The sequence below is a fragment of the Candidatus Accumulibacter contiguus genome, assembly GCF_012940005.1.
Taxonomy (GTDB): domain Bacteria; phylum Pseudomonadota; class Gammaproteobacteria; order Burkholderiales; family Rhodocyclaceae; genus Accumulibacter; species Accumulibacter contiguus.
The window spans coordinates 1-25,348 of the sequence record NZ_SPMX01000055.1; the positions used below are offsets into that span (position 1 = coordinate 1).

The 25,348-nt window shown below is 60.3% G+C and carries 26 protein-coding genes and 1 pseudogene; 22 read left to right on the forward strand and 5 right to left on the reverse strand.

The window, feature by feature from the left end:
* Window positions 1–392: hypothetical protein (locus tag E4Q08_RS16895; RefSeq protein ID WP_211203469.1), on the reverse strand; the 392-nt coding region annotated here is incomplete at its 3' end.
* Between the two features lie 364 nt (window positions 393–756).
* On the opposite strand from E4Q08_RS16895, the gene ribBA reads away from it, so the two are divergent.
* From ribBA to E4Q08_RS16965, 14 genes are all read left to right on the forward strand, one after another.
* Window positions 757–1,893, forward strand: coding sequence for a bifunctional 3,4-dihydroxy-2-butanone-4-phosphate synthase/GTP cyclohydrolase II (gene ribBA, locus E4Q08_RS16900; protein WP_169071234.1), 1,137 nt, complete (start codon window positions 757–759; stop codon window positions 1,891–1,893).
* 36 nt (window positions 1,894–1,929) lie between these two features.
* On the forward strand, window positions 1,930–2,409 hold the full coding sequence (gene ribH / locus E4Q08_RS16905; RefSeq protein WP_034918259.1) for a 6,7-dimethyl-8-ribityllumazine synthase: 480 nt from the start codon (window positions 1,930–1,932) through the stop codon (window positions 2,407–2,409).
* Window positions 2,409–2,903: a transcription antitermination factor NusB gene (gene nusB / locus E4Q08_RS16910; protein WP_034918240.1), complete on the forward strand. Its 495-nt coding sequence runs from the start codon at window positions 2,409–2,411 to the stop codon at window positions 2,901–2,903. The genes ribH and nusB overlap by 1 nt, the downstream gene beginning before the upstream one ends.
* A 41-nt stretch (window positions 2,904–2,944) precedes the next feature.
* Window positions 2,945–3,904 (forward strand): thiamine-phosphate kinase, encoded by a 960-nt coding sequence (gene thiL / locus E4Q08_RS16915; protein WP_034918242.1) that lies wholly within the window; start codon window positions 2,945–2,947, stop codon window positions 3,902–3,904.
* A gap of 54 nt (window positions 3,905–3,958) precedes the next feature.
* Window positions 3,959–4,468, forward strand: a complete 510-nt coding sequence (locus E4Q08_RS16920) for a CinA family protein (RefSeq protein WP_034918245.1) — start codon at window positions 3,959–3,961, stop codon at window positions 4,466–4,468.
* Window positions 4,469–4,600: 132 nt separating this feature from the next.
* On the forward strand, window positions 4,601–6,373 hold the full coding sequence (locus E4Q08_RS16925; protein WP_169071235.1) for a type IV pilus assembly protein FimV: 1,773 nt from the start codon (window positions 4,601–4,603) through the stop codon (window positions 6,371–6,373).
* A 149-nt stretch (window positions 6,374–6,522) separates the two neighbouring features.
* Complete coding sequence (recA, locus tag E4Q08_RS16930) at window positions 6,523–7,536, forward strand: recombinase RecA (protein ID WP_034918250.1); 1,014 nt, start codon at window positions 6,523–6,525, stop codon at window positions 7,534–7,536.
* 9 nt (window positions 7,537–7,545) lie between these two features.
* Window positions 7,546–7,980: a recombination regulator RecX gene (gene recX, locus E4Q08_RS16935; RefSeq protein WP_034918253.1), complete on the forward strand. Its 435-nt coding sequence runs from the start codon at window positions 7,546–7,548 to the stop codon at window positions 7,978–7,980.
* Window positions 7,981–7,983: 3 nt separating this feature from the next.
* Window positions 7,984–8,718 (forward strand): LPS export ABC transporter ATP-binding protein, encoded by a 735-nt coding sequence (gene lptB / locus E4Q08_RS16940; protein ID WP_169071236.1) that lies wholly within the window; start codon window positions 7,984–7,986, stop codon window positions 8,716–8,718.
* 189 nt (window positions 8,719–8,907) lie between these two features.
* Window positions 8,908–10,224, forward strand: a complete 1,317-nt coding sequence (locus E4Q08_RS16945) for an RNA polymerase factor sigma-54 (RefSeq protein WP_372703768.1) — start codon at window positions 8,908–8,910, stop codon at window positions 10,222–10,224.
* 16 nt (window positions 10,225–10,240) lie between these two features.
* On the forward strand, window positions 10,241–10,567 hold the full coding sequence (gene hpf / locus E4Q08_RS16950) for a ribosome hibernation-promoting factor, HPF/YfiA family (RefSeq protein WP_034918439.1): 327 nt from the start codon (window positions 10,241–10,243) through the stop codon (window positions 10,565–10,567).
* Between the two features lie 98 nt (window positions 10,568–10,665).
* The gene (gene ptsN / locus E4Q08_RS16955; protein WP_169071237.1) at window positions 10,666–11,112 is read left to right on the forward strand and encodes a PTS IIA-like nitrogen regulatory protein PtsN; all 447 of its coding nucleotides are present in this window, start codon (window positions 10,666–10,668) and stop codon (window positions 11,110–11,112) included.
* 2 nt (window positions 11,113–11,114) lie between these two features.
* A complete protein-coding gene (gene hprK, locus E4Q08_RS16960) occupies window positions 11,115–12,059 on the forward strand; it encodes an HPr(Ser) kinase/phosphatase (RefSeq protein WP_034918435.1) in 945 nt (314 codons plus the stop codon).
* A 49-nt stretch (window positions 12,060–12,108) separates the two neighbouring features.
* Window positions 12,109–12,312, forward strand: a complete 204-nt coding sequence (locus tag E4Q08_RS16965) for a PsiF family protein (protein WP_169071238.1) — start codon at window positions 12,109–12,111, stop codon at window positions 12,310–12,312.
* Window positions 12,313–12,355: 43 nt separating this feature from the next.
* Here the strand turns inward: E4Q08_RS16965 and E4Q08_RS16970 are convergent, their stop codons facing one another.
* The gene (locus E4Q08_RS16970; RefSeq protein ID WP_169071239.1) at window positions 12,356–12,736 is read right to left on the reverse strand and encodes a hypothetical protein; all 381 of its coding nucleotides are present in this window, start codon (window positions 12,734–12,736) and stop codon (window positions 12,356–12,358) included.
* A gap of 85 nt (window positions 12,737–12,821) precedes the next feature.
* On the opposite strand from E4Q08_RS16970, the gene E4Q08_RS16975 reads away from it, so the two are divergent.
* Entirely contained in the window at window positions 12,822–13,991 is a 1,170-nt protein-coding gene (locus E4Q08_RS16975) for a UbiH/UbiF family hydroxylase (protein WP_034918428.1), read from the forward strand.
* 27 nt (window positions 13,992–14,018) lie between these two features.
* Window positions 14,019–14,726, forward strand: a complete 708-nt coding sequence (locus E4Q08_RS16980; RefSeq protein WP_034918424.1) for a DsbC family protein — start codon at window positions 14,019–14,021, stop codon at window positions 14,724–14,726.
* 18 nt (window positions 14,727–14,744) lie between these two features.
* Here the strand turns inward: E4Q08_RS16980 and E4Q08_RS16985 are convergent, their stop codons facing one another.
* Window positions 14,745–15,878: a cation diffusion facilitator family transporter gene (locus tag E4Q08_RS16985; protein WP_248594974.1), complete on the reverse strand. Its 1,134-nt coding sequence runs from the start codon at window positions 15,876–15,878 to the stop codon at window positions 14,745–14,747.
* 116 nt (window positions 15,879–15,994) lie between these two features.
* Window positions 15,995–16,471 carry a CBS domain-containing protein gene (locus E4Q08_RS16990; RefSeq protein ID WP_169071241.1) on the reverse strand — a complete coding sequence of 159 codons (477 nt, stop codon included), beginning with the start codon at window positions 16,469–16,471 and terminating at the stop codon, window positions 15,995–15,997.
* A gap of 367 nt (window positions 16,472–16,838) precedes the next feature.
* On the opposite strand from E4Q08_RS16990, the gene carA reads away from it, so the two are divergent.
* From carA to E4Q08_RS17010, 4 genes and pseudogenes are all read left to right on the forward strand, one after another.
* Window positions 16,839–17,996: a glutamine-hydrolyzing carbamoyl-phosphate synthase small subunit gene (gene carA, locus E4Q08_RS16995; protein WP_169071242.1), complete on the forward strand. Its 1,158-nt coding sequence runs from the start codon at window positions 16,839–16,841 to the stop codon at window positions 17,994–17,996.
* A pseudogene (carB, locus tag E4Q08_RS17000) lies at window positions 17,980–21,193 on the forward strand (carbamoyl-phosphate synthase large subunit). Before carA ends, carB begins: the two are co-directional and overlap by 17 nt.
* Window positions 21,194–21,252: 59 nt before the next feature.
* On the forward strand, window positions 21,253–21,729 hold the full coding sequence (greA, locus tag E4Q08_RS17005; protein ID WP_034909153.1) for a transcription elongation factor GreA: 477 nt from the start codon (window positions 21,253–21,255) through the stop codon (window positions 21,727–21,729).
* Window positions 21,730–21,734: 5 nt separating this feature from the next.
* A complete protein-coding gene (locus tag E4Q08_RS17010; protein ID WP_034909154.1) occupies window positions 21,735–22,199 on the forward strand; it encodes a DUF4149 domain-containing protein in 465 nt (154 codons plus the stop codon).
* A gap of 56 nt (window positions 22,200–22,255) precedes the next feature.
* Here E4Q08_RS17010 and E4Q08_RS17015 read toward each other — a convergent pair whose 3' ends face one another.
* Window positions 22,256–22,615, reverse strand: coding sequence for a YhbY family RNA-binding protein (locus E4Q08_RS17015; RefSeq protein WP_034909155.1), 360 nt, complete (start codon window positions 22,613–22,615; stop codon window positions 22,256–22,258).
* A gap of 45 nt (window positions 22,616–22,660) precedes the next feature.
* Here E4Q08_RS17015 and E4Q08_RS17020 point away from each other — a divergent pair, with 45 nt between their 5' ends.
* Both E4Q08_RS17020 and ftsH read left to right on the forward strand, forming a co-directional pair.
* Window positions 22,661–23,281: an RlmE family RNA methyltransferase gene (locus tag E4Q08_RS17020; RefSeq protein WP_034909157.1), complete on the forward strand. Its 621-nt coding sequence runs from the start codon at window positions 22,661–22,663 to the stop codon at window positions 23,279–23,281.
* A gap of 126 nt (window positions 23,282–23,407) precedes the next feature.
* Window positions 23,408–25,291 (forward strand): ATP-dependent zinc metalloprotease FtsH, encoded by a 1,884-nt coding sequence (gene ftsH, locus E4Q08_RS17025; RefSeq protein WP_169071243.1) that lies wholly within the window; start codon window positions 23,408–23,410, stop codon window positions 25,289–25,291.
* The last annotated feature ends 57 nt before the right edge of the window (window positions 25,292–25,348 follow it).

Below are 25,348 nucleotides of genomic sequence, written 5' to 3' on the forward strand. Positions count from 1 at the left end.
GCAGCCGCCTCGGCCGCCTGACGTTCAGCCTCGCGGCGAGCGGCCACCTCGGCCGCCTGACGTTCGGCCTCGCGACGAGCGGCCACCTCGGCCGCCTGACGTTCGGCCTCGCGACGTGCAGCCGCCTCGGCCGCCTGACGTTCAGCCACCTCGGCCGCCTCGCGCTCGGCCTTCTCGGCGGCCTGGCGTTCGGCCAGGCGACGTGCGGCGGCCGCTGCCGCCTGGCGTGCGGCCTGCTCGGCAGCCTGACGTTCGGCTTCGCGGGTGGCCTGTTCACGCGCTTCTCGATCCGCTCGCTCAGCCGCTGAACGGCGAGCGACGAAGAAGCGGATCAGGAGAAAAGCCGCGAGCACAGCTACAGCGATCAACAGCAAGGTCTGAATCATGGTCATTGAATTGCTCCCTTCATCATTGGCATCACAAACACCGGCAGCTGCCGACGCCCAACCGGCCGCTGTTCCATGCCCTGGCCGATACAGCCACTCCATCCATATCAACATGATAAAACGAATGACCAGGCAGTTGGGTGATCGATTGGCAACAGTTCGACAGTCTCCGATGAATCATGAGCCACATCCGAACATGGCGGAGATGCCTGGAAACTGAGAGAATCCGCCTTTGCGAACCATTCCAGCCAATCGGGAGCCCTCCGATCGGCATGAATCGACGCCAACGGGCATCAGGATCGGCAGCGAATCCTGGACAACACACGGTTTGCCCGCTCGACAAACGAGCGGGCAAGCAGAGGAGGTATCCATGGCACCACAAAGCACTTCTGCCGATGTCTCACCGATCGACGAGATCCTTGTCGAAATACGCGCCGGGCGAATGGTTGTCCTGGTGGACGAGGAGGATCGGGAAAACGAGGGCGATCTGGTGCTGGCCGCCGAGCATGTCACTCCCGAGGCAATCAACTTCATGGCCCGTTTTGGCCGCGGCCTGATCTGCCTGACGCTGACCGAGGCGCGCTGCCGGCAACTGGGCCTGACGCCGATGGCGCGCGATAACAAGAGCCCTTACAGTACGGCATTCACGGTTTCGATCGAGGCGGCAGAAGGCGTGACCACCGGCATCTCGGCTCACGACCGCGCGCTGACCATTGCGGCTGCGGTGTCCCGCAACGCACAACCGGACGACATCGTGCAGCCAGGCCATGTCTTCCCGATCATGGCTCGCCCCGGCGGCGTCCTGGTGCGCGCAGGTCACACGGAAGCTGGCTGTGATCTGACGCTGTTGGCTGGACTCGAACCCGCGGCGGTAATCTGCGAGATTCTCAAGGAAGATGGCAGCATGGCGCGTTTCGACGACCTTGTCGAGTTTGCGCATGCGCACGGTCTCAAGATTGGCACCATCGCCGATCTGATTCATTACCGTAGCCGGCACGAAACGCTGATCAAGCGCACCCTCTCCAAAACCGTGCAGTCTGCATACGGCGAACTCACTCTGCACGCCTATACCGACTGCACTTCGAACGAAGTGCACCTGGCGCTGACCAAGGGCGAAATCCGTCCCGACCAGGAGACACTGGTGCGTGTCCACGAACCGTTGTCGGTCGTCGATTTCCTGGATCCCGGCGGGGGTCGACATACTTTTTCACTGCATGATGCGCAGGCCGCACTGGCGCGAGTGAACGCCGGCGTGATCGTGCTGCTGCATCGTCCCGAAAGCGGCCAGGATCTGCTCGCGCTGCTCCGTGCGCCAGTCTCTGGCAAGCGTCCGGCGGCGACACGCTGGGATCCTCGCATCTACGGCATTGGCGCGCAGATCCTGCGCGACCTCGGTGTCGGCAAGATGAAACTCCTCTCCAGCCCACGCCGGATGCCGAGCATGACCGGTTTCGACCTCGAAGTGACTGGCCATATCGCCACCCCGGCTGACCTTGAAAGACTCTGATGGGTACCCCAAAAAAAAATTGCAGACACTCCAGCCATGGCACGTTACGAGAATATCCACGAATACGAAGCTGTGCTCAAGGGCGACGGACTGGCGATTGGCGTGGTCATGAGCCGCTTCAACCAGGACATCGGCGAAGGTCTGCTCAGCGCCTGTACGAGCGAACTCAAGCGTCTCGGTGTCGCTGAAGCCAGCATTCGCATCGCCACCGTCCCAGGCGCTCTGGAACTCCCCCTGGCGCTGCAGGGCATGGCAGGTAGTGGCCATTTTGATGCCCTGATCGCACTGGGTGCGGTGATCCGCGGCGAAACCTATCATTTCGAGATCGTCTCCAATGATTCCTGCCGGGCACTGATGGACGTGCAGATCAAGAGCGGCATTCCGATTGCCAACGGCATTCTGACCTGTGAAGACGACGATCAGGCGCTGGCTCGCATGCAGCAGAAGGGGGCCGATTGCGCACAGGTGGCAGTCGAGATGGCCAATCTGCTGCGCGCACTCGGGGAGCAATGGTGATGGCAGCGCAGTTGCCAGCAACTCCGGCGAGCAAACCGGCTGCGCTCAGGTCTCCGCGCCGACGGGCGCGCGAGTTTGTCCTGCAGGGACTCTACCAGTGGCGGGTGAGCGGTAACGACGAAGCGGCGATTGAAGCCTATCTGCGCGACATTGACGATTTCGACAAGGCCGACCGTGAATTCTTTGTCGGTCTGCTGCGTGGCGTTCTCGCGCAGCGGCAGATGCTCGAGGGAAAATTGCAAGGCTATCTCGATCGTCCGTTCAGCGAACTCTCGACGATCGAGGCCTGTGTTTTGCTGGCCGGTGCTTTCGAGTTGAGCAATTACCCGCAAACGCCGTACCGGGTCATTATCAACGAGTCGATCGAGCTGGCCAAGGCTTATGGTGGAACCGATGGCCACAAGTACGTGAACGGCGTTCTCGACAGACTCGCCGCCAGCTTGCGTCCGGCCGAGGTCGAAGCCAGACGGGCGGGGCGCGCCAGAGGCCGTTGAGCGGAGCGTCGATACATTCAACCCCTTACCCGGATGCGGTGATGCCCAGCGAGTTCGAACTGATCCGACGCCATTTCGTGCGGCCGACGCCGCAGGCAATCCTCGGCCCTGGCGACGACTGTGCGCTCATCGCTTCCTCGCCAGGCATGCAGTTGGCGATTACCACTGACATGCTGATCGCCGGTACACATTTCCTGCCGAATACGGATCCCCACCAGCTCGGCTGGAAAACGCTGGCGGTCAATCTTTCCGATCTCGCCGCGATGGGGGCCAGGCCGCGCTGGGCTTTGCTTGCCGGCAGCCTGCCGGCAGCGAACGAGCCCTGGATCGCGGCCTTTGCCGACGGACTCTTTGCTTGCGCCAGTCACTACGGCGTCGACGTCATCGGTGGCGACACGACGCGTGGCCCGCTCACTTTCTGCCTCACCGCCATCGGGGAAGTCCCCGTCGGCACGGCCCTGCGCCGTGACCAGGCATTGCTCGACGACGACCTCTGGGTCTCTGGGCAGCCCGGTCTCGCGGCCCTGGGTCTGGCGCACCTGCAGGGGCGGACCGAGCTTGCCGAGGTGCTCGTCAAACCCTGCCTGGCTGCCCTGCAACGGCCGCTGGCGCGCGTCGAACTGGGGCTTGAGCTACGCCAGCGTGGCCTGGCGCATGCCGCCATCGATGTCTCCGATGGTCTGCTCGCTGACCTTGGCCATGTTCTCGAGCGTTCGGCAGTTGCCGCCGAGCTTTTCGTGGCGCAGCTACCGCCGCTGCCGGCGGCAGCAGACCCTGTACTGGCTCGCCGATGTCAGCTCGCTGGCGGTGACGACTACGAACTGGTATTCTCCGCAGCACCGGCAAGACGCGCCGAGATCGCCGAACTCGCAGTCCGGCTGGCGTTGCCGCTCTGGTGTTGCGGCCGTGTCATCAGAGCAACTCCCGGCCAACTGACGCTGGTCGACGACGACGGGCAAGCGGTGCCCATCAAGGACAAGGGATATGATCACTTTGGCTAGCTCGCCTTCGCTTCACTTCCTGCTCCTGCTGGCGATGCTGCGCTACATACGCGAATGATCCGACACGATCAGGCCGCCCTTGAAACCCTGGCCGCCGCAGTGGGACAGTTGCTGCTGGCGAATGGCGAGCGCCTGGCGACGGCGGAATCCTGCACCGGTGGCTGGGTGGGACAGTGTCTGACCGCGATCGCCGGGAGTTCCGCCTGGTTCGACCGCGGTTTCATCACCTACTCGAACGACGCCAAAATCGAGCTTCTCGGCGTTGCCGCCGACACCCTATCGGCGCACGGCGCGGTCAGCGAAGCGACAGCCAGGGCCATGGCCCTGGGAGCACTGCAGCGTAGCCGTGCCGACTGGGCTCTGGCCATCACCGGCGTCGCGGGTCCGGGCGGGGGTTCCCCGGGCAGGCCGGTCGGCACTGTCTGCTTCGCCTGGGCCGGATTGGCAGGATGCGCGGCCACCTGTACCCGTCATTTTCAGGGCGACCGCGAATCGGTGCGAGCGCAGTCGGTTGCGCATGCCCTGAGCGAGCTCCTCGAACATGCCGGAAGCCGTCTGGTTTGACGGTCGCAGCAATGACCCGCCGGTTCGACCAGACGAGTAATCTCGCAAGCCATTTCGGCCAATCCATGCAGCCTTGTAATAAGATGAGTCACTCGAACGTGCCTTACCTTCCGCCCCATGCGCTCCGGCCTCATGTATTTACCTTTATTCCGGCTTCCGCTACTACCGATCCTGCTGTGTTCTGCGGGAGTAGCCGAGGCGGTGGCTCTCGGCAAGATGACCGTGCTGTCACACCTCGGATCGCGCTTCGAAGCCGAGGTCCAACTCCTGGATACGGCTGCCGGCAAGCAGCCGTTGGCGGAATGTTTTCGCCTTGGCCAAAGGGGCCAGTCAGGCGAAAGCGACATCCCATTGCTGACGCGCGCTCGTCTCACCGTTGAGCAGCGCGGCAGCGGGTTGCGTTTGCATATCGTTTCCGAGCAGACCATCAGCGAACCGGTATTGCAGGTCAATCTGCATGCCGGTTGCGGCGCCGAGGTGGTACACAAGTACCTGCTGCTGGTCGATCCTCCCCTGGCCAGCAAGCCACCGGTGGACCTGCCTGCTGTCCGAATGGCAGCAGTAGCGGAGCCAGTCTCCCGCCAGCGACCGGCCACAAACTCACCACCCGGCACACCGGATAGCCAAGTGCTAGCGGCTGCGCGTCCTGTCACGAACCCCGGAGCGGCTTCGGCAGGCGATACGCAGACCGGCTTGCCACCGGAACGGCAGCTTCCCCGGAAACCCTTCCCCGGCTATGGTGCGACCGATCGCCTGCTCCTTTCCGGCGGCGCCGACAGCCCGCAGCCACGAATCGCTGACGACCTGCCTCTGCGTCTGAGTACCAGGCTATCTGCCCAACTACTGAACAAGACCACCGACAATCAGCGCTCGATGCTGCGTATCGAGTACCAGCTCTTGTCGGCACTACACACGCAGGCGGAGCAGCAACTGGTGGTCGCGGAACAGGTACGGCGGCTGGATGCGGCGCTCAACGACCTGCAGAGGAAGAGCCTGGGTCAGAGCAGCAAGCAGCAGACATTCGTCGCGGCGGCTGTGCCGGCAGGCATGCCCCAGCCGGCCACAGCGCCATCCCGGATTGCGGCCGCGCCGGTAGCGCGAGTGAACGAGAACAAGGATTGGTGGCTTGAGGCCGGGCTTCTGTTCGGGCTGGTTGCTGGCTTGACCTGGCTGCTTCGCCGCCGTTCTGGCCGTGCGTCTCGCCTGCCGGATATTGCCGAGCCCATGCCTCGGCCGGGTGATTCCAGCGACGATGCCGATAATCGACACCAGACCATTGGGCTCGCGGAACGTCCGGCGATGACTACCGAGAGCGAGCCAGTTATGGACACCACTCTTCTGGTTCCGGACGGCGTCGCGAGGGAGTCGGCTGCGCGCGACGACGATGAGGCGACTGCGGTACTCCAACTCGCCGAGATCATGATTTCCTTCGGACGTGTCACGGGAGCGGCACAGGTGCTCGAAGAGTTTGTCGAACAAAAGCCGACGCTAGCTGTGACGCCCTGGTTGAAACTGCTTGAGGTATACCGTCAGAATGAGCAGCGTGAGGCCTTCGAAGCACTCGGCTTGAGGCTTACACGCCACTTCAATGTCGCTGCAGCGGACTGGGAAAGCGCCGAGGAACTCGTAGAACCGGTCTTTGCTGCCAGCGATGGGCAGGCTGCGTCGATCGAACAACTGCTGGAGCGCCTCCCCAGGGTGGGGCAATTGCCGCATATCCGGGTTGCAGTGACACGTACCTGGAATTCCCCCGAATGTCTGGCCTACCTGCACAAACTCTTGCGCAACAACCGCGATGGCGAGCGCAGAGGCTTTCCTCTGGGCACCGCGCGTGAGTTGCTGTTTCTGATCGACCTCCTCGAAAGCCGCCTCGCGCACCAGACCGGAATCCTGCAGACGGAATGACTGCGCGCGCCGGCGGAAGGTTCTGCTTATTTATACACTCCTGTATATGAGGACATTTTTATGGTGATGTGGATGCGAGCATCTCGAGCACGGTCGAACGTGGGATAATTCCTCTCAATCAAGGAAAGTCAAGGAAAAGGACAGCAACAATGAACGACAACAAGTCGAAGGCGCTGACCGCCGCGTTGGCCCAGATCGAAAAGCACTTTGGCAAGGGCTCGATCATGAAGATGGGCGAAGGGAGCGTCGTGACCGACATCCCGGTCGTTTCCACCGGCTCGCTGGGGCTCGACATCGCTCTGGGCATTGGCGGCCTGCCACGCGGTCGCGTGGTCGAAATTTACGGCCCGGAGTCCTCGGGCAAGACAACTCTGGCCCTGCAGGTGATTGCTGAAATGCAGAAACTCGGTGGCACGGCCGCTTTCATCGATGCCGAACATGCTCTCGATCCCGGCTATGCCCAGAAACTGGGCGTGAATCTTGATGAACTGCTCATCTCGCAGCCGGACAACGGCGAACAGGCTCTGGAAATCGCCGACATGCTGGTGCGTTCGGCCAGCGTCGATGTGGTGGTCATCGACTCAGTAGCGGCACTCGTCCCGAAGGCGGAGATCGAAGGTGAAATGGGCGATTCCCTACCCGGCCTGCAAGCCCGTCTGATGAGCCAGGCGCTGCGCAAGTTGACGGCCAATATCAATCGCACCAACACTCTGGTGATCTTCATCAACCAGATCCGCATGAAAATCGGCGTCATGTTCGGCAGTCCGGAAACCACCACTGGTGGCAACGCTCTCAAGTTCTATGCTTCGGTGCGCCTCGACATTCGCCGCATTGGCAGCATCAAGAAGGGTGATGAAGTCATTGGCAACGAAACCCGGGTCAAGGTCGTCAAGAACAAGGTCGCTCCCCCTTTCCGCGAAGCCATCTTCGATATCCTGTATGGTGAAGGAACCTCGCGCGAAGGCGAGATCATCGAACTCGGGGTGCTGCACAAACTGGTCGACAAGTCAGGATCCTGGTACGCCTATAATGGCGAAAAAATTGGCCAAGGCAAGGACAATGCCCGTGAGTACCTCAAGAGCAAGCCGCAAATCGCCGAGGAAATCGAGGCCAGGATCCGTGTGGCGGTGAAAGTCCCATCCCCTGCGATCATCACTTCATGAGGTCCAGCGATGGCCTTGCGCGAACGTGCTCTGCGCCTGCTCGCCCAACGCGAGTACACGCGTCAGGAGCTGTCACGCAAGATCGCACCCCTTGCCGAATCGGCAGAGCAACTGGAAGTCTTGCTCGACGATCTGACGAGAATACATCTGCTTTCCGATGAACGTTATGCGGAAGCGCGGCGCAATTCGCGAGCGCCGCGCCTGGGCGACGCGCGACTGGCTTATGAACTTCGCTCCAGGGGAGTTGCAGCTGAACTGGTGCGCACTACCCTGGCCGCCGGAGAAGACGAGTTGACGCGCGCGCGGCGGGTCTGGCAGCGGCGCTTTGGCAACATTCCGGCAGATACCGTCGAGCGTACTCGGCAAATGCGCTTCCTGGCCGGCCGAGGATTTTCGGGTGAGACCATTCGGCGCTTGCTGAGCGCCACTCTTGAAGACGATTGAGCCATGTCAGACCAGCAGAGCACATTGTCAACCCATCACCTACACAAGCGCTACAAGTCCCGTACGGTGGTCCATGATGTTTCCTTCGACGTGCTCAGCGGTGAAGTCGTCGGGCTGCTCGGTCCGAACGGTGCCGGCAAGACGACCTGTTTCTACATGGTGGTCGGTCTGGTCGCGTGTGATGGTGGCGACGTTCATCTCGACGGCGTCAAGTTTACACATTTGCCGATTCACCAGCGCGCCCGCCTGGGCGTTTCCTACCTGCCGCAGGAAGCTTCCGTTTTTCGCAAGCTGACGGTCAGTGAAAACATCAAGGCCGTGCTTGAATTGCAAAAGTTGTCGGCAGACGAAATCGCAGCTCGCACCGGTGATCTGCTCGAAGAGTTGCACATCAGTCACCTGCGCGCCAGCCCCGCGACTTCCCTGTCCGGAGGTGAACGGCGGCGAGTTGAAATTGCCCGTGCCCTTGCCAGCGGACCACGATTCATTCTGCTCGACGAGCCTTTCGCTGGTGTCGACCCGATCGCGGTGCTCGACATCCAGAAGATCATCCGCTTTCTCAAGGAACGCGGCATCGGGGTTCTGATTACGGACCACAATGTTCGCGAAACGCTGGGGATCTGCGACCACGCGTACATCATCAACGAGGGTAGCGTCCTTGCCGCTGGTCGGCCGGACGAAATCATCTATAATGAAAATGTCCGAAAGGTGTACCTGGGCGAGAATTTCCGCCTCTGAACCCGACGGTCCTTCAGCCATAATTCGAGAACCATACGGGCAGTTCCCATGCCAATGCGGTGGCTTACCCGGTTCCGTACATGAAACCATCCCTTCAGCTCAAGCTTACGCAGCATCTTGCGTTGACCCCCACAGCTGCAGCAATCGATCCGATTACTGCAGCTGTCCACGATCGAACTCGAACACGAGCTGGAGAAATACTTGCTGGATAACCCGCTGCTCGAACGGGAAGAAGAATACTCTGCGCCTGCAGCGGCGCATGGCGACGGGAGCGATGATGCCTCTCCGCCGGATGCCGGAGGTGTCGACTCGCCAGGCGAGCACACCCCTATCGATGATGAAAGCTGGCTGGACGATCAAACCGCATCCTTTGGCACCTCCGGGTCCTTCGACGACGACGATGGCGATGGCGACTATCAGGACATCCAGGCGGCCACCGTCTCGCTGCGCGAGCACCTGTTGTGGCAGCTTGGCCTGATGACGCTCCCCGACCGCGACCGCGTGCTGGTGCGCTGCCTGGTGGAAGCACTGGACGATGACGGCTACCTGACCCAGTCGCTCGATGAACTGGTTGAAGTAATGCCGAACGAACTGGAGATTGCACCGGAAGAGCTGCAGATCGCGCTCAACCATCTGCAGCACTTTGACCCGACCGGCGTCGGCGCGCGCAGTGCGCAGGAGTGTCTGCTACTGCAACTCGCAGCGCGTCCAGATGATGACGCCTGCACGCTGGCGCAGGAGATCGTGGGTGAGCACCTGGAACTGCTGGCCAGTCACGATTTTCCCAAGATCAAGAAGCTGACGGGTTGTGAGGACGACGCCCTGCGTGCCGCGCATTTGCTGATCTGCAGCCTGAATCCGCGGCCCGGAGCCGCATACGCTTGTCCTGAAACCCGTTATATCACACCGGATGTGGTAGTGCGCAAAATCCGCGGACAGTGGTCGGTAAACGTCAATGCCGACGCCTTCCCACGGCTGCGCATCAACAGTCTCTACGCCCAGATTCTTTCCAGACAGCGTGGCTCTGGTCTCGCCGGACAACTCCAGGAGGCTCGCTGGCTGATCAAGAATGTGCAGCAACGGTTTGACACGATCCTGCGTGTGGCGCAGGCTATTGTGGAACGTCAGCGCCAGTTCCTCGATCACGGGGAAGTCGCGATGCGGCCACTGGTCCTGCGCGAGATCGCTGAAGCCTTGGGACTGCATGAATCAACCATTTCGCGGGTGACGACCCACAAGTACATGGCGACACCTCGCGGGATTTTTGAATTGAAGTATTTTTTTGGCAGCCACGTCAGCACGGAAGCTGGCGGGGCCTGTTCAGCAACGGCTATTCGCGCACTGATCAAGCAAATGATCAGCGCAGAAGAGCCGAAGAAGCCTCTCTCGGATAGCCAGATATCCGAGGTTCTTGGCCAGCAGGGCATTGTCGTGGCACGGCGAACAATTGCAAAATACCGTGAAGCGCTCAGTATCCCGCCGGTCAATTTACGCAAGTCCATTTAGAAGAAGGAGCCACATCATGAACCTGCAAGTCAGTGGACACCGCCTCGAGATCACCCCGGCCCTACGCGATTACGTCACCGGCAAGCTCGAGCGAATCATTCGTCATTTCGACAACCTGATCGACGTAAACGTGATTCTGTCGGTGGACAAGCTGAACCAGAAGGCCGAAGTGACAGTTCATCTCGCAGGAAAGGATGTCTACGTGGAGTCTGTAGACGAAGACCTCTATGCCGCGGTGGATGGTCTGGTCGACAAACTGGAGCGTCAGGTCCAGAAGTACAAGCAGAAGCTGCAGGACCACCATCGCGGAAACAAGATTACCGATCACATCGTTGCCGAGTGATAGAAGTAGTCCGCGCACGGGCCAGGCGGCAAGTCCGTTGATGCCGTGCGCTTCCTTGTCTTGATTCATCCACGTCCGTTTTTTCGGGTTTTTGTCGCATGAGCCAGATCACCCAACTACTACCCCTCGAAAACATCATTCTTGATCTCGACGCGAGCAGCAAGAAACGCGTCTTTGAACATGTGGGGCTGCTTTTCGAAAACTACCTCGGCATCGCTCGCAGTACTGTGTTCGACAGTCTGTTTGCGCGCGAGAAACTCGGCTCGACCGGTCTCGGTCAGGGTGTGGCGATTCCGCATGGCAGGATCAAGGGACTGAAAGATGCCACGGGCGCTTTTCTGCGACTTGCTACGCCGGTACCGTTTGATTCTCCCGACGGCAAGCCGGTCTCGCTGCTGTTTGTCCTGCTGGTCCCGGAGGTGGCGACCGAGCAACACCTGCAAATCCTCTCCGAACTGGCGCAGCACTTTTCCGACCGCAACTGTCGAGAAGCGCTGTCCAAGGCAGCCAACCCGAGCAATATTCGCCAGCTTTTTGCCGACTGAGCATGAACGCCCGGCGTCAGTCCAGTGTAGCCCAGCTGTATGAGGACCACCGCGATAAATTGAAGCTTTCGTGGGTCATTGCCGTCGGCGTTGACCGAGCGATCGAGCTCAAGGAGCAGGGCTATTTCGGCGCCGACGTCGTCGGTCACCTCAACCTGATTCATCCGGAACGGCTACAAGTGATCGGCCGAGCCGAACAAGCCTGGGGCTGCCGCGTGACCGCGGAACGTCTGCGCTCACAGGTGAAGGAACTGATGGCCGCCAAGCCCCCGGCGCTGATTATCGCTGACGACCTTGAAATCCTGCCGACGATTCGTGAGGCCTGCGAATCGACACAGACGCCGCTGTTTGTCAGTCCGAAACCCTGCTCGGCGGTGATCGAGCTATTGCGCATCTATCTTTCCCGTCGACTAGCCGGTTCGACATCGGTGCACGGCGTGCTGATGGATGTTTTCGGCATGGGTGTTCTGATTACCGGTGATTCCGGAGTCGGCAAGAGCGAACTCGCTCTGGAACTGATCTCGCGCGGCCATGGTCTGGTTGCCGACGATGTCGTCGAGCTTTCCTGCATCGCGCCGACAACGATTGAGGGGCGCTGTCCGAGCATGCTGCGGGACTATCTTGAAGTACGCGGCCTGGGCCTCCTCAACATCCGCACCATCTTCGGAGAAACCGCTTCGCGCCGGAAGATGAAGCTCAAGGTGATCGCTCATCTGCAAAGGCAGATCAGTGGTTCGGATGGTCCGCGCCTGCCCCTCGACGCGCAAACCCAGGAAATTCTTGGCGTTCCCATACGTAAGGTCGTCATTCCCGTCGCTGCCGGGAGAAACATTGCCGTTCTCCTCGAGGCGGCGGTGCGCAACAGCATCCTCCAGCTTCGCGGTATCGACAGCATGGGAGATTTCATTAACCGCCAACAGCAGGCTCTCCTTGACGACGACCTGTAGCAGTGGCTTAATCACCAGACTTCTTCACCTCGAAAAGGAGAAACTCCCGATGAAAGCCCTAATCGCCCTTGTCACTCTTGCTTTCGCTACCGGCGGCGCCTTTGCCGCCGAAGAGAAAAAGGCGCCCTCAGCAGCCCAGAAGGCGCAGCAGGAAAGAATGTCCGCCTGTAACGCACAGGCCAAAGAAAAGAATTTGAAAGGCAATGAACGCAAGCAGTTCATGAGCGAGTGTCTCAAAGCGAACCCAACCTGAGCCTTGCGTCGCCCGTGCCTGGTCAGGCTGACTCACCGCGCCATCAGTCAAGGGATTCCGATCTGGCATCTGCAGCCAGCAGGTCTGCTTGCCGAAGGCACGCCACGTAGCCGTGGCGATGGCGTTTGAGCAGCCTGGCCAGGCGCCGATCGGCTTCCTGATGGGTGGCACAGAGATCGTTCAAGAAAGCATTGCAGGCGGCCCAGCGCCCTTCCGGCGTAGGCAATACGACGACTGGGCGACCGCCGTCAAGAACAGCGACCAGGCAAGGGGACTCACTCCCGACCCAGGAAGCGGCAACCAGGTCCGTTGCTTCGTGGCGCGGTATGCACAAAGCGACCAGTGCGTCTATGGGTGAATCACACTCGACACAAACGATGGCTGGAAAATAGCCGTGATCAGGTGGTTTGGTGGATGAGTTCATGATGGTGAACTTCTAGCACCCTTGGCCGCGCTTGTACATTCCCGATCGTGTGCGGCAGCACTTTCATTTCTCTGGGTTTCACAGTATGCAAGTCACGGACTTCGACGTCCTTATCGTTGGTGGCGGACTGGCGGGCCTTTCTCTGGCCTGCGCACTGCGCGACACGCGCCTCAGGGTTGCCCTGGTCGAACAGCGCCCGCCGCTTCCTGCACCGGGCTGGGACGCGCGCGTTTACGCGATCTCCCCGGTCAACGCTGACTTCCTGCGAGCAATCGGCGTCTGGAAGCACATGCCGGCCGAGCGCATGGCGCCAATTTCAGCCATGAAAATCGTTGGCGACCGCAGCGCAAAGCTCGATTTCTCGGCTTACGAAACGGGTGTTCCCGAACTTGGCTGGATTCTTGAATCATCGCTGATGGCCTGCGAACTCTGGGAGAGCGTCAAACGGCAGGGCAACCTCACCCTGCTTTGCCCGGCGACGCCCAAAGCCCTGGAAATGGCTTCAGTGGCCGCGGCGCTGACCCTCGGCGACGGCCAAACCGTGTCTGCCAGGCTGCTCGTCGGCGCTGACGGACGAGACTCCTGGGTACGTGAAGTACTTGGCTTGCGGGCGATCAATACGCCCTACGGCGAGATGGGGCTAGTCGCCAATTTCGAGTGCCAGCGTCCACATCGCGGCATCGCACGTCAATGGTTTCGTCACGACGGGGTGCTGGCCTGGCTGCCGATGGCGGGCAATCGCGTTTCCATCGTCTGGTCCACGCCTGACGAAAACGCACTGGCCATGTTGGCACTGCCAGCCGAAGAACTGTGCACCCGGGTTGCCGCTGCTGGCAATCATGAGCTGGGCGCTTTCCAGTTGCTGACCCCGGCAGCCGCCTTCCCGCTACGCCTGATACGGGTGCCGCAGATCGTTGCGCCGCGCTTGGCGCTGCTTGGCGACGCGGCACACGGCATTCACCCGCTTTCCGGGCATGGCATCAACCTCGGCTTTCAGGATGCGCAGGTACTGGCCGGTCTGCTGGGGGCCACACCGGACTGGCAGGACATCGGCAGTGAGCGTCTGCTGCTTCGCTATCAACGGCAAAGGCGCGAGGAAACGCTGCTCATGCAAACCTTTACGCACGCACTACACCACCTTTTCCAGCAAACCTTTCCCGGAGTCAAACCATTGCGCAATTTCGGAATGAACCTGACGAACGCTTTGCCAGTCTTAAAGAATCTGTTTGTGCGCTATGCCATTGGCGCTTTCTGATGCGTTCCCTTTCCGGAGAAACTACTGATGTATAAACAACTAATGCCGTTTGCACTTGCCGCAGTCCTCAGTCTGCCAACCCTTGCGGACGAGGCCAGCGTCAAGAAAGCGGTTGAAGGCAAGCTCGAACGTCCGGTCAGCAGCGTGACCAAGACCCCCTACCTGGGTCTCTACGAAGTCTACGTCGATGGCCAGATCGTCTATACGGACGAGAAGGTTTCAGCGCTGCTCCTGGGTGCTCTGATCGATGCCAAGACGATGAAGAGCGTGACCGAGGAGCGGATGCAGAAACTCACCGCAATCAAGTTCTCGGACTTGCCGCTGACATTGGCGGTGAAACAGGTGCGTGGCGATGGGAAACGTGTCTTCGCCACCTTCGAAGACCCGAACTGCGGTTACTGCAAGAAAATGGCCAAGGACATCGCCAAGCTGGATAACGTGACGATTTACACTTTTCTCTACCCGATCCTCTCGCCGGATTCGCTGGAGAAGTCGAATCAGATCTGGTGTGCCGCCGACAAGGCCAAGGCATGGAATGACTGGATGGTCGATGGCAAGGCGCCAGCAGGCAAGGGGGATTGCGATACGACAGCAGTCAAGAAAACCATCGAGACAGGCCGCAAGTTGGCGATCAACGGCACGCCGACGGTCTTCTTCGCGGATGGGGAGCGGATCCCTGGTGCCATTCCTCTGGCCAGGATCGAACAGAAGCTCGCCCAGAACCCGGCCAAGTGACCCCGTTTCCCGCAGGAATCAGCGGCCCCTGGCGGGAAAAACCTGCCGACCGTAGTGGATCGACAGGGAACTGATCAGTGGATATTCCGCCAGTTGCCTGGCGATCTCGCGTTCAGCCTTGTTGACCGCGGCAAGATCTCCGAGGGCCTGGCGAGGCAGGAGTAACTCGGCTTCGATGCGGCCATTGAGATAATGCAGGATGACTCGCCGGGGTTCCGGAAGATCGGCGAGCATGGGGGCCAACTCCTTCATCAGTTCACTACGGTCGGGCATGCTCTGGAGCTTGCTGTCGTGATCCATATCATCCTCGACGTCGACATGAACGAGCACGTCCGAAACCGAGGCATGGCTGTCGAGGACGCGCTTGCGGGTCATCTCGGCAATACGGTGACCTTCCGAAACACCAATGCGCGCGTCGACACAAACATGTGCATCGACCAGTGAGCGATGCGCCATGCGACGGGTGCGCAGCTCGTGGAGATTCCTGACGCCGGGGGTATCAACGATCACTTGGCGGATGCTGTCGACCTCCTCGACCGACAAGCCGGTGTCGATCAGTTCCAGAATGGCATCCCAGGCGAACACCACGCCCATGCGGACGATCATGAAGCCGACGATCACTGCTGCCACCGAGTCGGCAAAGTTGTAGCCCATCAGATTGCCGACGATTCCCAAGGCCACCACCAGTGACGAGGCGGCGTCGGAGCGGGCATGCCAGGCATTGGCGATCAGCATCGGCGAACGCAGGCGCTCACCCACGTGCAGCATGTAGCGAAACAGGCCCTCCTTCGCCGCCAGTGCAAGGATCGCGGTCCATAGCGCCAGCTGCTGTACCGGTGGCAGGTTGTCGAGGTTCTGCAGCTTCACCCCGGCGCCCCAGATGATCCCGGCGCCAGTGACTGCGAGAATGGCTCCCAGCGCAAACGATGCCGCCGTTTCAATGCGGGCATGGCCATAGGGATGGCGTTCGTCGGCAGGATCCTTGCTGTGGTGAGCAGCGAAGAGCACCAGGAAATCACAGACCAGATCGGATAGCGAATGCAGGCCGTCGGCGATCAAACCTTGGGAATGGGCAACGATGCCCGCGACGACCTGCGCGCTGGTCAGGAAAATATTGACCAGCACGCTGACCCAGGTGACACGCTGTGTCATACCGTGCCGCCCTGGGTCGTCGAATGAGATTGCAGGGGTGTCGTTACGTCCGCTCATGGCTCGGCTACTTTCGGAAATACCGCCCGGCATGGGATCGCGAACGGGTGGTGCGATGCTCAGTGGTCAAGTGAACTCACTACCTGCGAAAAGGTTTGTGCGATTTCCGCCGATTGTGCAAGCCCCATCTCACGTTCGATCTTGGCCAGGGAAAAGATGCCACAGAGGATGTGATGGTCTTCTTCATCGTGGTCTACGACCAGACAGTAAGGCGTCCCCAGCTCCTTCAGGGTTGCCACGACGTTGCCTACCCGGGCCAGGCTCACATCTTTGAGATGCATCACTTCGACATCATCGTGTTGTTTGATCATCACATCGCCGACTACCAGTTCGCTGGGACGAACGCCCATCGTATGGGCTACGGCCAGCGGCCGGTGACCCTTGGTCCCGGCTTCGGTGACGATCCCCTGCAACTGTCTCTGCTCGTCGGCCACCAGCAGGTAGTGCACATGGCACAGCGCCATGATCCGGTTGGCATCGTCAAGCGAGGCATCGCGCGCAATCGTGATCGGCGTCATGCGCTGAAAATCGGTCATCACCCGCAGCGCCGGCGAATGGGCATCAACCGGAGTGCTCGTTGCTGCCCTTCTTGGCAGGTAACAGGGGACGCCTCTCTTGAGCCGGGTCCAGGGCAAAGGCTTGAATCGAGTATCTGGCATTTCCTGATTTCTCCTGATCTGTGGTAGTGCAGGGATTAAAGCACTGTGCCGGGCTTCTGACAAGCGCTGGCTGCACAGGTTTCAGACGCTGGCAGCCTGCGAATTGCCCAATTAAGGGTTCTTTCCGGTATAATCCTGCGGCTTGCAAAGAACCGAGCGGGAGGGCTGTGTGCCCGTCCCGCTTTTGCGTATCTACAGCTTGGACAGGCAGCAAATTCAACCGCAGCCACCACAGGAGTCCTTCGTGTCCTTGTTACCCACTCTTCCGCCCGCGCTTCTCGCACTGGCCGACGGCACGCTTTTCCGCGGCCTGGCGATCGGCGCCGGCGGCAGTACCAGCGGCGAGGTCGTGTTCAATACGGCGATGACTGGCTACCAGGAAATACTGACCGATCCCTCGTACTGTCGCCAGATCGTCACCCTGACCTACCCGCACATCGGCAACGTCGGTTGCAATGCCGAGGACTTCGAGTCACCAGGCAATCATGCCGCGGGTCTGGTGATTCGTGATCTGCCGGTTCGCGCCGAGAGCTGGCGGCTGCAGGAGACACTGGCCGGGTATCTGCAGAAACATGGCATCGTGGCGATTGCCGGTATCGATACGCGCAAGCTGACACGCCTGCTGCGGGAAAAGGGCGCGCAGGCGGGCTGCATCATGGCGTTCGAGGTCGATGAGGAACGTGCGCTTGCCGAGGCACGTGCCTTCCCCGGTCTTGCCGGAATGGACCTCGCCAGGGTGGTCAGCGTTGCGGCGTCCTACGAGTGGTCCGGCGGGCCATGGCACTTGGGCGGCTATCGTGCTGCGCCGACACCATTGTGGCATGTCGTCGCCTACGATTTCGGCGTCAAACACAACATTCTGCGCTTGCTGGCGGCGCGTGCTTGCCGGGTGACGGTGGTGCCGGCAGAGACCACGGCGACTGAGGTCTTCAAGCTGCAACCGGACGGAGTATTCCTTTCGAACGGACCTGGCGACCCCGAGCCTTGCGATTACGCAATCACGGCGATCCGTGAAATCCTCGCCAGGCGCCTACCGATTTTCGGGATTTGTCTGGGTCACCAGTTGCTGGCGCTGGCCTCGGGCGCCAGGACGATGAAAATGAAGTTCGGCCATCATGGCGCCAACCACCCGGTCAAGGATCTCCAGACCGGGCAGGTCCTGATCACCAGCCAGAACCATGGCTTCGCGGTGGATGCCGATACCCTGCCGGCGAACCTGCAGGCAACGCACGTGTCGCTGTTTGACGGATCACTGCAGGGCCTGACGCGTAACGACCTGCCTGCTTTTTCCTTCCAGGGCCACCCGGAAGCCAGTCCGGGGCCGCACGACATCGCCTATCTGTTCGACCGCTTTGTCCAGATGATGCAAGACGAAAAGGCGACTCATGCCCAAGCGCACTGACCTCAAGAGCATTCTGATCATCGGTGCCGGTCCGATCGTCATCGGACAGGCCTGCGAGTTTGACTACTCCGGTGCGCAAGCCTGCAAGGCGCTGCGCGAGGAAGGCTACCGGGTGATTCTGGTGAACTCCAATCCGGCCACGATCATGACCGATCCGGAAATGGCGGAAGTCACCTATATCGAGCCGATTACCTGGAAAGTCGTCGAAAAAAATCATCGCCAAGGAGCGTCCAGACGCGCTGCTGCCGACCATGGGCGGGCAGACGGCGCTGAACTGTGCGCTCGATCTGGCCAGACATGGTGTTCTCGAACGCTTTGGCGTCGAGATGATCGGTGCCACCAGGGAAGCCATCGACAAGGCCGAGGACCGCGAGAAGTTCAAGGTGGCGATGACCCGCATCGGTCTCGGTTCAGCTCGTTCGGCGATGGCGCACTCGCTGGAGGAAGCGCTGCAGGTGCAGGCGATGATCGGCTATCCGGCAATCATCCGCCCATCGTTCACCATGGGCGGTTCGGGTGGCGGCATTGCCTACAACCAGGAAGAGTTCGTCGAAATCTGCAAACGCGGCCTCGAAGCCAGTCCGACCAGCGAGTTGCTGATCGAGGAGTCGCTGATCGGCTGGAAAGAGTTCGAGATGGAGGTGGTGCGCGATCGCAAGGACAATTGCATCATCGTCTGTTCGATCGAGAACCTCGACCCGATGGGGGTGCATACCGGCGACTCGATTACCGTTGCTCCGGCACAGACGCTGACCGACAAGGAATACCAGATCATGCGCGACGCTTCAGTGGCGGTGTTGCGCGAGGTCGGCGTCGATACCGGCGGCTCGAACGTCCAGTTTGCGATCTGCCCACAGGACGGGCGGATGATCGTCATCGAGATGAACCCGCGTGTTTCGCGTTCTTCGGCGCTGGCGTCGAAGGCCACCGGCTTTCCGATCGCCAAGGTGGCGGCAAAACTGGCGGTAGGTTATACGCTCGATGAACTGGCCAACGACATCACCGGTGGCAAGACCCCGGCCTCGTTCGAGCCATCAATCGACTATGTGGTCACCAAGGTGCCCCGTTTTGCCTTCGAGAAATTCCCCGAGGCCGACTCGCGGCTGACCACGCAGATGAAATCGGTGGGCGAAGTCATGGCCATCGGGCGAACCTTCCAGGAATCCTTGCAAAAGGCCTTGCGCGGCCTTGAGATCGGCGTCGACGGCTTCGACGAGCGCAGCGTCGATCGCGAGGAAATCGAGATGGCGCTCAGCGAAGCGCGCCCGGAACGTATCTGGTACGTGGCCGACGCCTTCCGGATCGGTCTGAGTCTGGGCGAGATTCATCGGCTGACGGCGATCGATCCATGGTTCCTGGCGCAGATCGAGGATCTCTACAAGAAGGCCGAACATATCCGCGGCAGGCCGCTCGCTTCGCTGTCACGCGACGAGTTGTGGTATCTGAAACGTGCCGGTTTTTCGGACAAACGCCTGGCGACCCTGATGCGGACGACGCAGACGGCGGTTCGCGAGCGCCGGCATGCGCAGCTGATTCGCCCGGTCTACAAACGTGTCGACACTTGCGCAGCCGAATTTTCGACCGATACCGCATACCTGTACTCGACCTATGAGCAAGAGTGCGAGGCGAATCCCAGCGACCGGAATAAGATCATGGTCCTTGGTGGCGGCCCGAACCGCATCGGCCAGGGGATCGAGTTCGACTACTGCTGCGTGCATGCTGCGCTCGCGCTGCGTGCCGAAGGTTATGAGACGATCATGGTCAACTGCAATCCGGAAACGGTATCCACGGACTATGACACCTCCGATCGTCTCTACTTCGAGCCGCTTACGCTCGAGGACGTGCTGGAAATCGTCGCCGTGGAAAAACCGATCGGCGTCATCGTCCAGTATGGCGGGCAGACCCCACTCAAGCTTGCACGTGACCTCGAAGCCAATGGCGTACCGATCATCGGCACCAGCCCGGACATGATCGACGCTGCCGAGGATCGCGAGCGATTCCAGAAGCTGCTCCAGGATCTGGGCCTCAGACAGCCGTCCAACCGTACCGCACGAACCGAACCCGAGGCACTGCGCCTGGCAGCCGAAATCGGTTATCCGCTGGTAGTTCGTCCGTCGTACGTGCTCGGCGGCCGGGCAATGGAAATCGTCCATGAAGAGCGCGACCTCGAACGCTACATGCGTGAGGCAGTCAAGGTTTCCAACGATTCGCCGGTGTTGCTCGATCGTTTCCTGAACGATGCCTGCGAAGTGGACGTCGATGCGCTCTGCGATGGCCAGGAGGTGCTGATCGGCGGAGTGATGGAGCATATCGAACAGGCCGGCGTGCATTCCGGTGATTCGGCGTGTTCGCTGCCGCCGTATTCGCTGTCGACCGAATTGCAGGACGAACTGCGCCGGCAGACGCGGCTGATGGCCATGGGGCTGAAGGTCTGCGGTCTGATGAACGTCCAGTTCGCGATCCAGAGGGGAGTCGTTTTTGTCCTCGAAGTCAACCCGCGCGCATCGCGTACGGTTCCCTTCGTTTCCAAGGCCACCGGGCTACAGTTGGCAAAAATCGCTGCCCGTTGCATGGTTGGACAATCACTCGCCAGCCAGGGGGTCACCCAGGAAGTGGTCCCGAATTATTTCTCGGTCAAGGAAGCCGTTTTTCCTTTCGCGAAGTTCCGTGGCGTCGATACCATTCTGGGTCCCGAAATGAAGTCGACGGGCGAGGTGATGGGAGTTGGTCTCAGCTTTTCCGAGGCCTTCGTCAAGAGTCAGTTGGCAGCAAGCGTTCGCCTCCCGAGTTCGGGGCAGGTGTTCATCAGCGTCAAGGAATCGGATAAGCCGAAGGCGGTGAATATTGCCCGCGAACTGCAGGCGACAGGGTTTACACTGATTGCCACGCGCGGTACGGCGGCGGCAATCGCGGCAGCAGGAATTGCCGTGACGCCAGTGAACAAGGTGACCGAAGGTCGTCCACATGTGGTCGACATGATCAAGAACAACGAGATCGTCCTGATCATCAATACCGTGGACGAAAAGCGCAAGGCCATCAGCGACTCTCGCTCGATCCGCACCTCTGGCCTCGCGGCAAGAGTGACGATCTACACAACGATCTGGGGCGCCGAAGCGGCAGCGGACGGGATCAGGAATCGTGGCGAGCTGGTCGTCTATCCGATACAGGATTTGCACGCACAACTGAAACTTAGTTAACCCATGGACGCGCCGAATCCGCCGATCTGGAGGGTGCCGGTGGTTTGGCAACGGATAAGATGAGCAAAATACCTGTGACCGTCAATGGCGCCGAGAAACTCCGCGCCGAACTGCATAATTTGAAAACCGTCGAACGCCCACGCGCCATCGCAGCGATTGCCGAGGCGCGTTCGCACGGCGATCTCTCGGAGAACGCCGAGTACGACGCAGCCAAGGAACGGCAGGGATTTGTCGAAGGCCGCATCAAGGAAATCGAGAGCAAACTCGCGAATGCGCAGATCATCGACCCGAAGCTGCTCGACGCCGACGGGCGTTGCGTTTTCGGGGCAACGCTCGATCTCGAGGACCAGGAAACCGGCCTCAGCGTCAGCTATCAGATTGTCGGTGAGGATGAGGCCGACATCAAGGCGGGCAAGATTTCGATCAACTCGCCCATCGCACGTGCGCTGATCGGCAAGTTTGCCGGTGACATCGCCGAGGTTCAGGCCCCCGGTGGTATTCGCGAATACGAAATCATTGAAGTCCGCTACGAGTAGGTAGCATGCGACGCCTTGCGGATGCACTGTACGACGTGGCGCTGACCCTCTGGGTTGGTGGCTTGTGGACGATCGGCTATCTCGTGGCGCCGACCCTGTTCGCCGCGATGAGTAGAGACCGTCAGACGGCAGGCATGCTTGCCGGCAAGCTCTTCGAGTTGATGGGCTGGGTGGGCCTGGCCTGTGCGACCTACCTGTTGTTGTTCCTGTTGCTGCGTAGCGGCAGCGTGGTCATGCGGCGCTGGAACTTCTGGTTGCTGCTGTTGATGCTCGTACTCACCGCGGTCAGTCTGTTCGGACTGCAGCCGCTGTTGGCGCAGCTCAGGGCCGACGCCTTGCCGCGCGAAGTGATGGAGAGCGTGTTGCGGAACCGCTTCGCTGCCTGGCATGGCGTTTCGAGCATTCTCTACCTTGTTCAGAGCGTGCTCGGCCTGCTGCTCGTGACCCGTGCCGAGCGCGGCGGCAGATAAGGACGTGCGCTGTCCGAGAGACACCTCCTCCGGCGATTTCCCCGGTCACAGCAGAATCAGCGCTCCGAATTTCCCTGGAAGCTGCGCTTGCTGGGGCGCCGACCAAGGGGTCTGGTGTGTGGCCGGGCAGCCTGGGCTGGCTTGTCCGCTGGCGGGCGCCAGATCACCAGCAGTTTGCCGATATGTTGGACCGGCGCCGCGTCGAGCTGCTCACAAATTGTCGCGAGGAAGTGCTCACGGACTTCACGGTCATCGTGATAGACCCGGATCTTGATCAGCCCATGACTGGCGAGACTGGCGTTGACCTCCTTGACGACCGATTCGGAGAGGCCGTTCTGGCTGATCGAGACCACGGGATGCAGGGAATGCGCGCGGGCGCGCAAGGCGCGTCGCTCGTTGGAACTGAGGTTGAGCATGCAGGGTACCTTTGTTGAAGCATCCATTTTAGCGGGTTTTGGCGAATGAATCGAAGTAGATCGAGCAATGCCTGGTTGCGTGAACATGTCAACGACCCGTATGTGCAGCGGGCGCGGGCTGAAGGCTATCGTTCGCGCGCTTCCTACAAGCTGCTTGCGATGGATGACAAGGATCATCTCATCCGCGCTGGCGACGTGGTCGTTGACCTGGGGGCGGCCCCCGGTGGCTGGTCGCAGGTCGCAGCGAAGAGGATGCAGGGCCGGGGCCGCATCATCGCCGTCGATCTGCTGGAGATGGTGCCTTTGCACGGTGTGACCTTCGTCCAGGGAGACTTCTGCGAGCAGGAAGTACTCGATGTCCTCGAAAACCTGCTCGGGGGTGAGAAAGCAGGGCTTGTTCTTTCCGACATGTCGCCCAATATATCCGGCGTTGCGGCTTGCGACCAGGCCCGTGGCTCGCACCTCGCCGAACTGGCTCTGGAATTCGCCCGCAACTGGCTGAAACCCGAAGGCGCTTTTCTGGTCAAAGTTTTTCAGGGTCAGGGTTTTACTGATTTTCTGCTGGAAATGCGCAAGACTTTCAATGTGGTGTCCGCACGCAAGCCGGACGCCTCGCGTGATCGCAGCCCGGAAGTATATCTGCTGGGCAGGACCTTGAAAGAGTGAGAGTATCTTCGATGTCGCTTTTGCTTCAGCAGGGGCGAATCGGTTTAGAATGTACTAATGTGAACTTGTGAAATGGCAAGGTTTCGCGAGAAATCCCGGATCGGGTAACGTGGAAGAGGTAACGCATTGAATAACATGTTCAAAAATCTGGCAGTCTGGCTGGTGATCGGTCTTGTTCTGATGACGGTGTTCAACCAGTTCAACAATCGCCAAGTAACCCAGTCGTCGATGGAGTATTCGCAGTTTATCGAGGAAGTGGGCAAGGGTACGATTGCCAAGGTGGTCATCGAGGGGCGTGTGCTCAAGGCAACGACGACCGACGGCCGCAAACTGACCAGCTACGCGCCACCGGATCTATGGATGGTTTCCGACCTGCTGAAACACGGAGTCAAGATCGAGGCCAAGCCCGAGGAAGAGCAATCGTTCCTGATGAGCATCTTCGTCAGCTGGTTCCCGATGTTGCTGTTGATCGGCGTATGGATTTTCTTCATGCGCCAGATGCAGGGCGGCGGACGCGGCGGCGCTTTCTCATTCGGCAAGAGCAAGGCACGGCTGCTCGACGAATCGACCAATACCATTACCTTTGCCGATGTTGCCGGTTGCGACGAGGCCAAGGAGGAGGTTTCGGAACTCGTTGATTTCCTGCGCGATCCGTCAAAATTCCAGAAACTCGGTGGGCGTATCCCGAAGGGCGTGCTACTGGTTGGCAACCCCGGTACCGGTAAAACGCTGCTCGCCAAAGCGATTGCCGGCGAGGCCAAGGTGCCTTTCTTCTCGATCTCGGGTTCCGACTTCGTCGAAATGTTCGTCGGTGTCGGCGCTGCGCGCGTTCGCGACATGTTCGAAAACGCCAAGAAACATGCTCCCTGTATCATTTTCATCGATGAACTGGATGCGGTGGGTCGTCAGCGTGGCGCCGGACTTGGCGGTGGCAATGACGAACGCGAGCAGACGCTCAACCAGATGCTGGTCGAGATGGACGGCTTCGAGGCCAGCGTCGGGGTCATCGTGATCGCCGCCACCAACCGTCCCGACGTGCTCGACCCGGCGCTGATGCGTCCGGGACGTTTCGACCGTCAGGTCGTCGTCCCACTTCCCGACATCCGTGGGCGGGAACAGATTCTCGTGGTGCATATGCGCAAGGTGCCGCTGTCCCCCGACGTCAAAGCGGACATCATCGCCCGCGGGACCCCCGGTTTTTCCGGAGCCGACCTGGCCAACCTGGTCAACGAGGCGGCCCTGTTCGCCGCGCGTGGCAACAAGCGCCTGGTCGACATGGAAGACTTTGAAAAGGCCAAGGACAAGATCATGATGGGCGCCGAGCGTCGCAGCATGGTCATGAACGAGGACGAGAGGCGCAATACGGCATATCACGAATCCGGGCATGCAGTGGTCGCCAAGTTGATGCCCAAATCCGATCCGGTGCATAAGGTGACCATCATCCCGCGCGGTCGTGCGCTCGGCCTGACCATGCAATTGCCGGAGGAGGATCGCTACGCTTACGACCGCGTCTACCTGATGAGCCGGATTGCCGTTCTGTTCGGTGGCCGTATTGCTGAAGAGCTGTTCATGAACCAGATGACCACCGGGGCGTCGAATGACTTCGAAAGGGCAACGCAAATGGCGCGTGACATGGTCACCCGCTACGGCATGTCCGATGCACTCGGTCCGATGGTCTATGGGGAAAACGATGGTGAGGTTTTTCTCGGACGCTCGGTGACCACGCACAAGAACATGTCCGAAGCGACGATGGAGAAGGTCGATGCGGAAATACGCCGGATCATCGACGAGCAGTATGCTTTGGCGCGTCGAATGCTCGAAAATCATCGCGACAAGGTCGAGGCAATGGCAGCAGCGCTGCTTGAACTGGAAACGATAGACGCCGACCAGATCAATGACATCATGGAAGGCAAGCCACCACGCCCACCCAAGCAGCCACAGGCACCGTCGCCGAGCAAGCCGGACCACAACACGCCGGATGCCGCGCCCAGCGCAACCGCGCCGGCCTGAGTGGAGTAGCGCCAGTTGGACCCGCGTCAGCGGGTCCGGTCCAACGCTTGTTCGGCT

Bases quoted from the DNA above. Each gene is read 5' to 3' on its own strand.
- ribBA (WP_169071234.1), top strand. From the start codon at position 757: ATGGCACCACAAAGCACTTCTGCCGATGTCTCACCGATCGACGAGATC.
- ribH (WP_034918259.1), top strand. From the start codon at position 1,930: ATGGCACGTTACGAGAATATCCACGAATACGAAGCTGTGCTCAAGGGC.
- nusB (WP_034918240.1), top strand. From the start codon at position 2,409: ATGGCAGCGCAGTTGCCAGCAACTCCGGCGAGCAAACCGGCTGCGCTC.
- thiL (WP_034918242.1), top strand. From the start codon at position 2,945: ATGCCCAGCGAGTTCGAACTGATCCGACGCCATTTCGTGCGGCCGACG.
- E4Q08_RS16920 (WP_034918245.1), top strand. From the start codon at position 3,959: ATGATCCGACACGATCAGGCCGCCCTTGAAACCCTGGCCGCCGCAGTG.
- E4Q08_RS16925 (WP_169071235.1), top strand. From the start codon at position 4,601: ATGTATTTACCTTTATTCCGGCTTCCGCTACTACCGATCCTGCTGTGT.
- recA (WP_034918250.1), top strand. From the start codon at position 6,523: ATGAACGACAACAAGTCGAAGGCGCTGACCGCCGCGTTGGCCCAGATC.
- recX (WP_034918253.1), top strand. From the start codon at position 7,546: ATGGCCTTGCGCGAACGTGCTCTGCGCCTGCTCGCCCAACGCGAGTAC.
- lptB (WP_169071236.1), top strand. From the start codon at position 7,984: ATGTCAGACCAGCAGAGCACATTGTCAACCCATCACCTACACAAGCGC.
- hpf (WP_034918439.1), top strand. From the start codon at position 10,241: ATGAACCTGCAAGTCAGTGGACACCGCCTCGAGATCACCCCGGCCCTA.
- ptsN (WP_169071237.1), top strand. From the start codon at position 10,666: ATGAGCCAGATCACCCAACTACTACCCCTCGAAAACATCATTCTTGAT.
- hprK (WP_034918435.1), top strand. From the start codon at position 11,115: ATGAACGCCCGGCGTCAGTCCAGTGTAGCCCAGCTGTATGAGGACCAC.
- E4Q08_RS16965 (WP_169071238.1), top strand. From the start codon at position 12,109: ATGAAAGCCCTAATCGCCCTTGTCACTCTTGCTTTCGCTACCGGCGGC.
- E4Q08_RS16970 (WP_169071239.1), bottom strand. From the start codon at position 12,736: ATGAACTCATCCACCAAACCACCTGATCACGGCTATTTTCCAGCCATC.
- E4Q08_RS16975 (WP_034918428.1), top strand. From the start codon at position 12,822: ATGCAAGTCACGGACTTCGACGTCCTTATCGTTGGTGGCGGACTGGCG.
- E4Q08_RS16980 (WP_034918424.1), top strand. From the start codon at position 14,019: ATGTATAAACAACTAATGCCGTTTGCACTTGCCGCAGTCCTCAGTCTG.
- E4Q08_RS16985 (WP_248594974.1), bottom strand. From the start codon at position 15,878: ATGACACAGCGTGTCACCTGGGTCAGCGTGCTGGTCAATATTTTCCTG.
- E4Q08_RS16990 (WP_169071241.1), bottom strand. From the start codon at position 16,471: ATGACCGATTTTCAGCGCATGACGCCGATCACGATTGCGCGCGATGCC.
- greA (WP_034909153.1), top strand. From the start codon at position 21,253: ATGAGCAAAATACCTGTGACCGTCAATGGCGCCGAGAAACTCCGCGCC.
- E4Q08_RS17010 (WP_034909154.1), top strand. From the start codon at position 21,735: ATGCGACGCCTTGCGGATGCACTGTACGACGTGGCGCTGACCCTCTGG.
- E4Q08_RS17015 (WP_034909155.1), bottom strand. From the start codon at position 22,615: ATGCTCAACCTCAGTTCCAACGAGCGACGCGCCTTGCGCGCCCGCGCG.
- E4Q08_RS17020 (WP_034909157.1), top strand. From the start codon at position 22,661: ATGAATCGAAGTAGATCGAGCAATGCCTGGTTGCGTGAACATGTCAAC.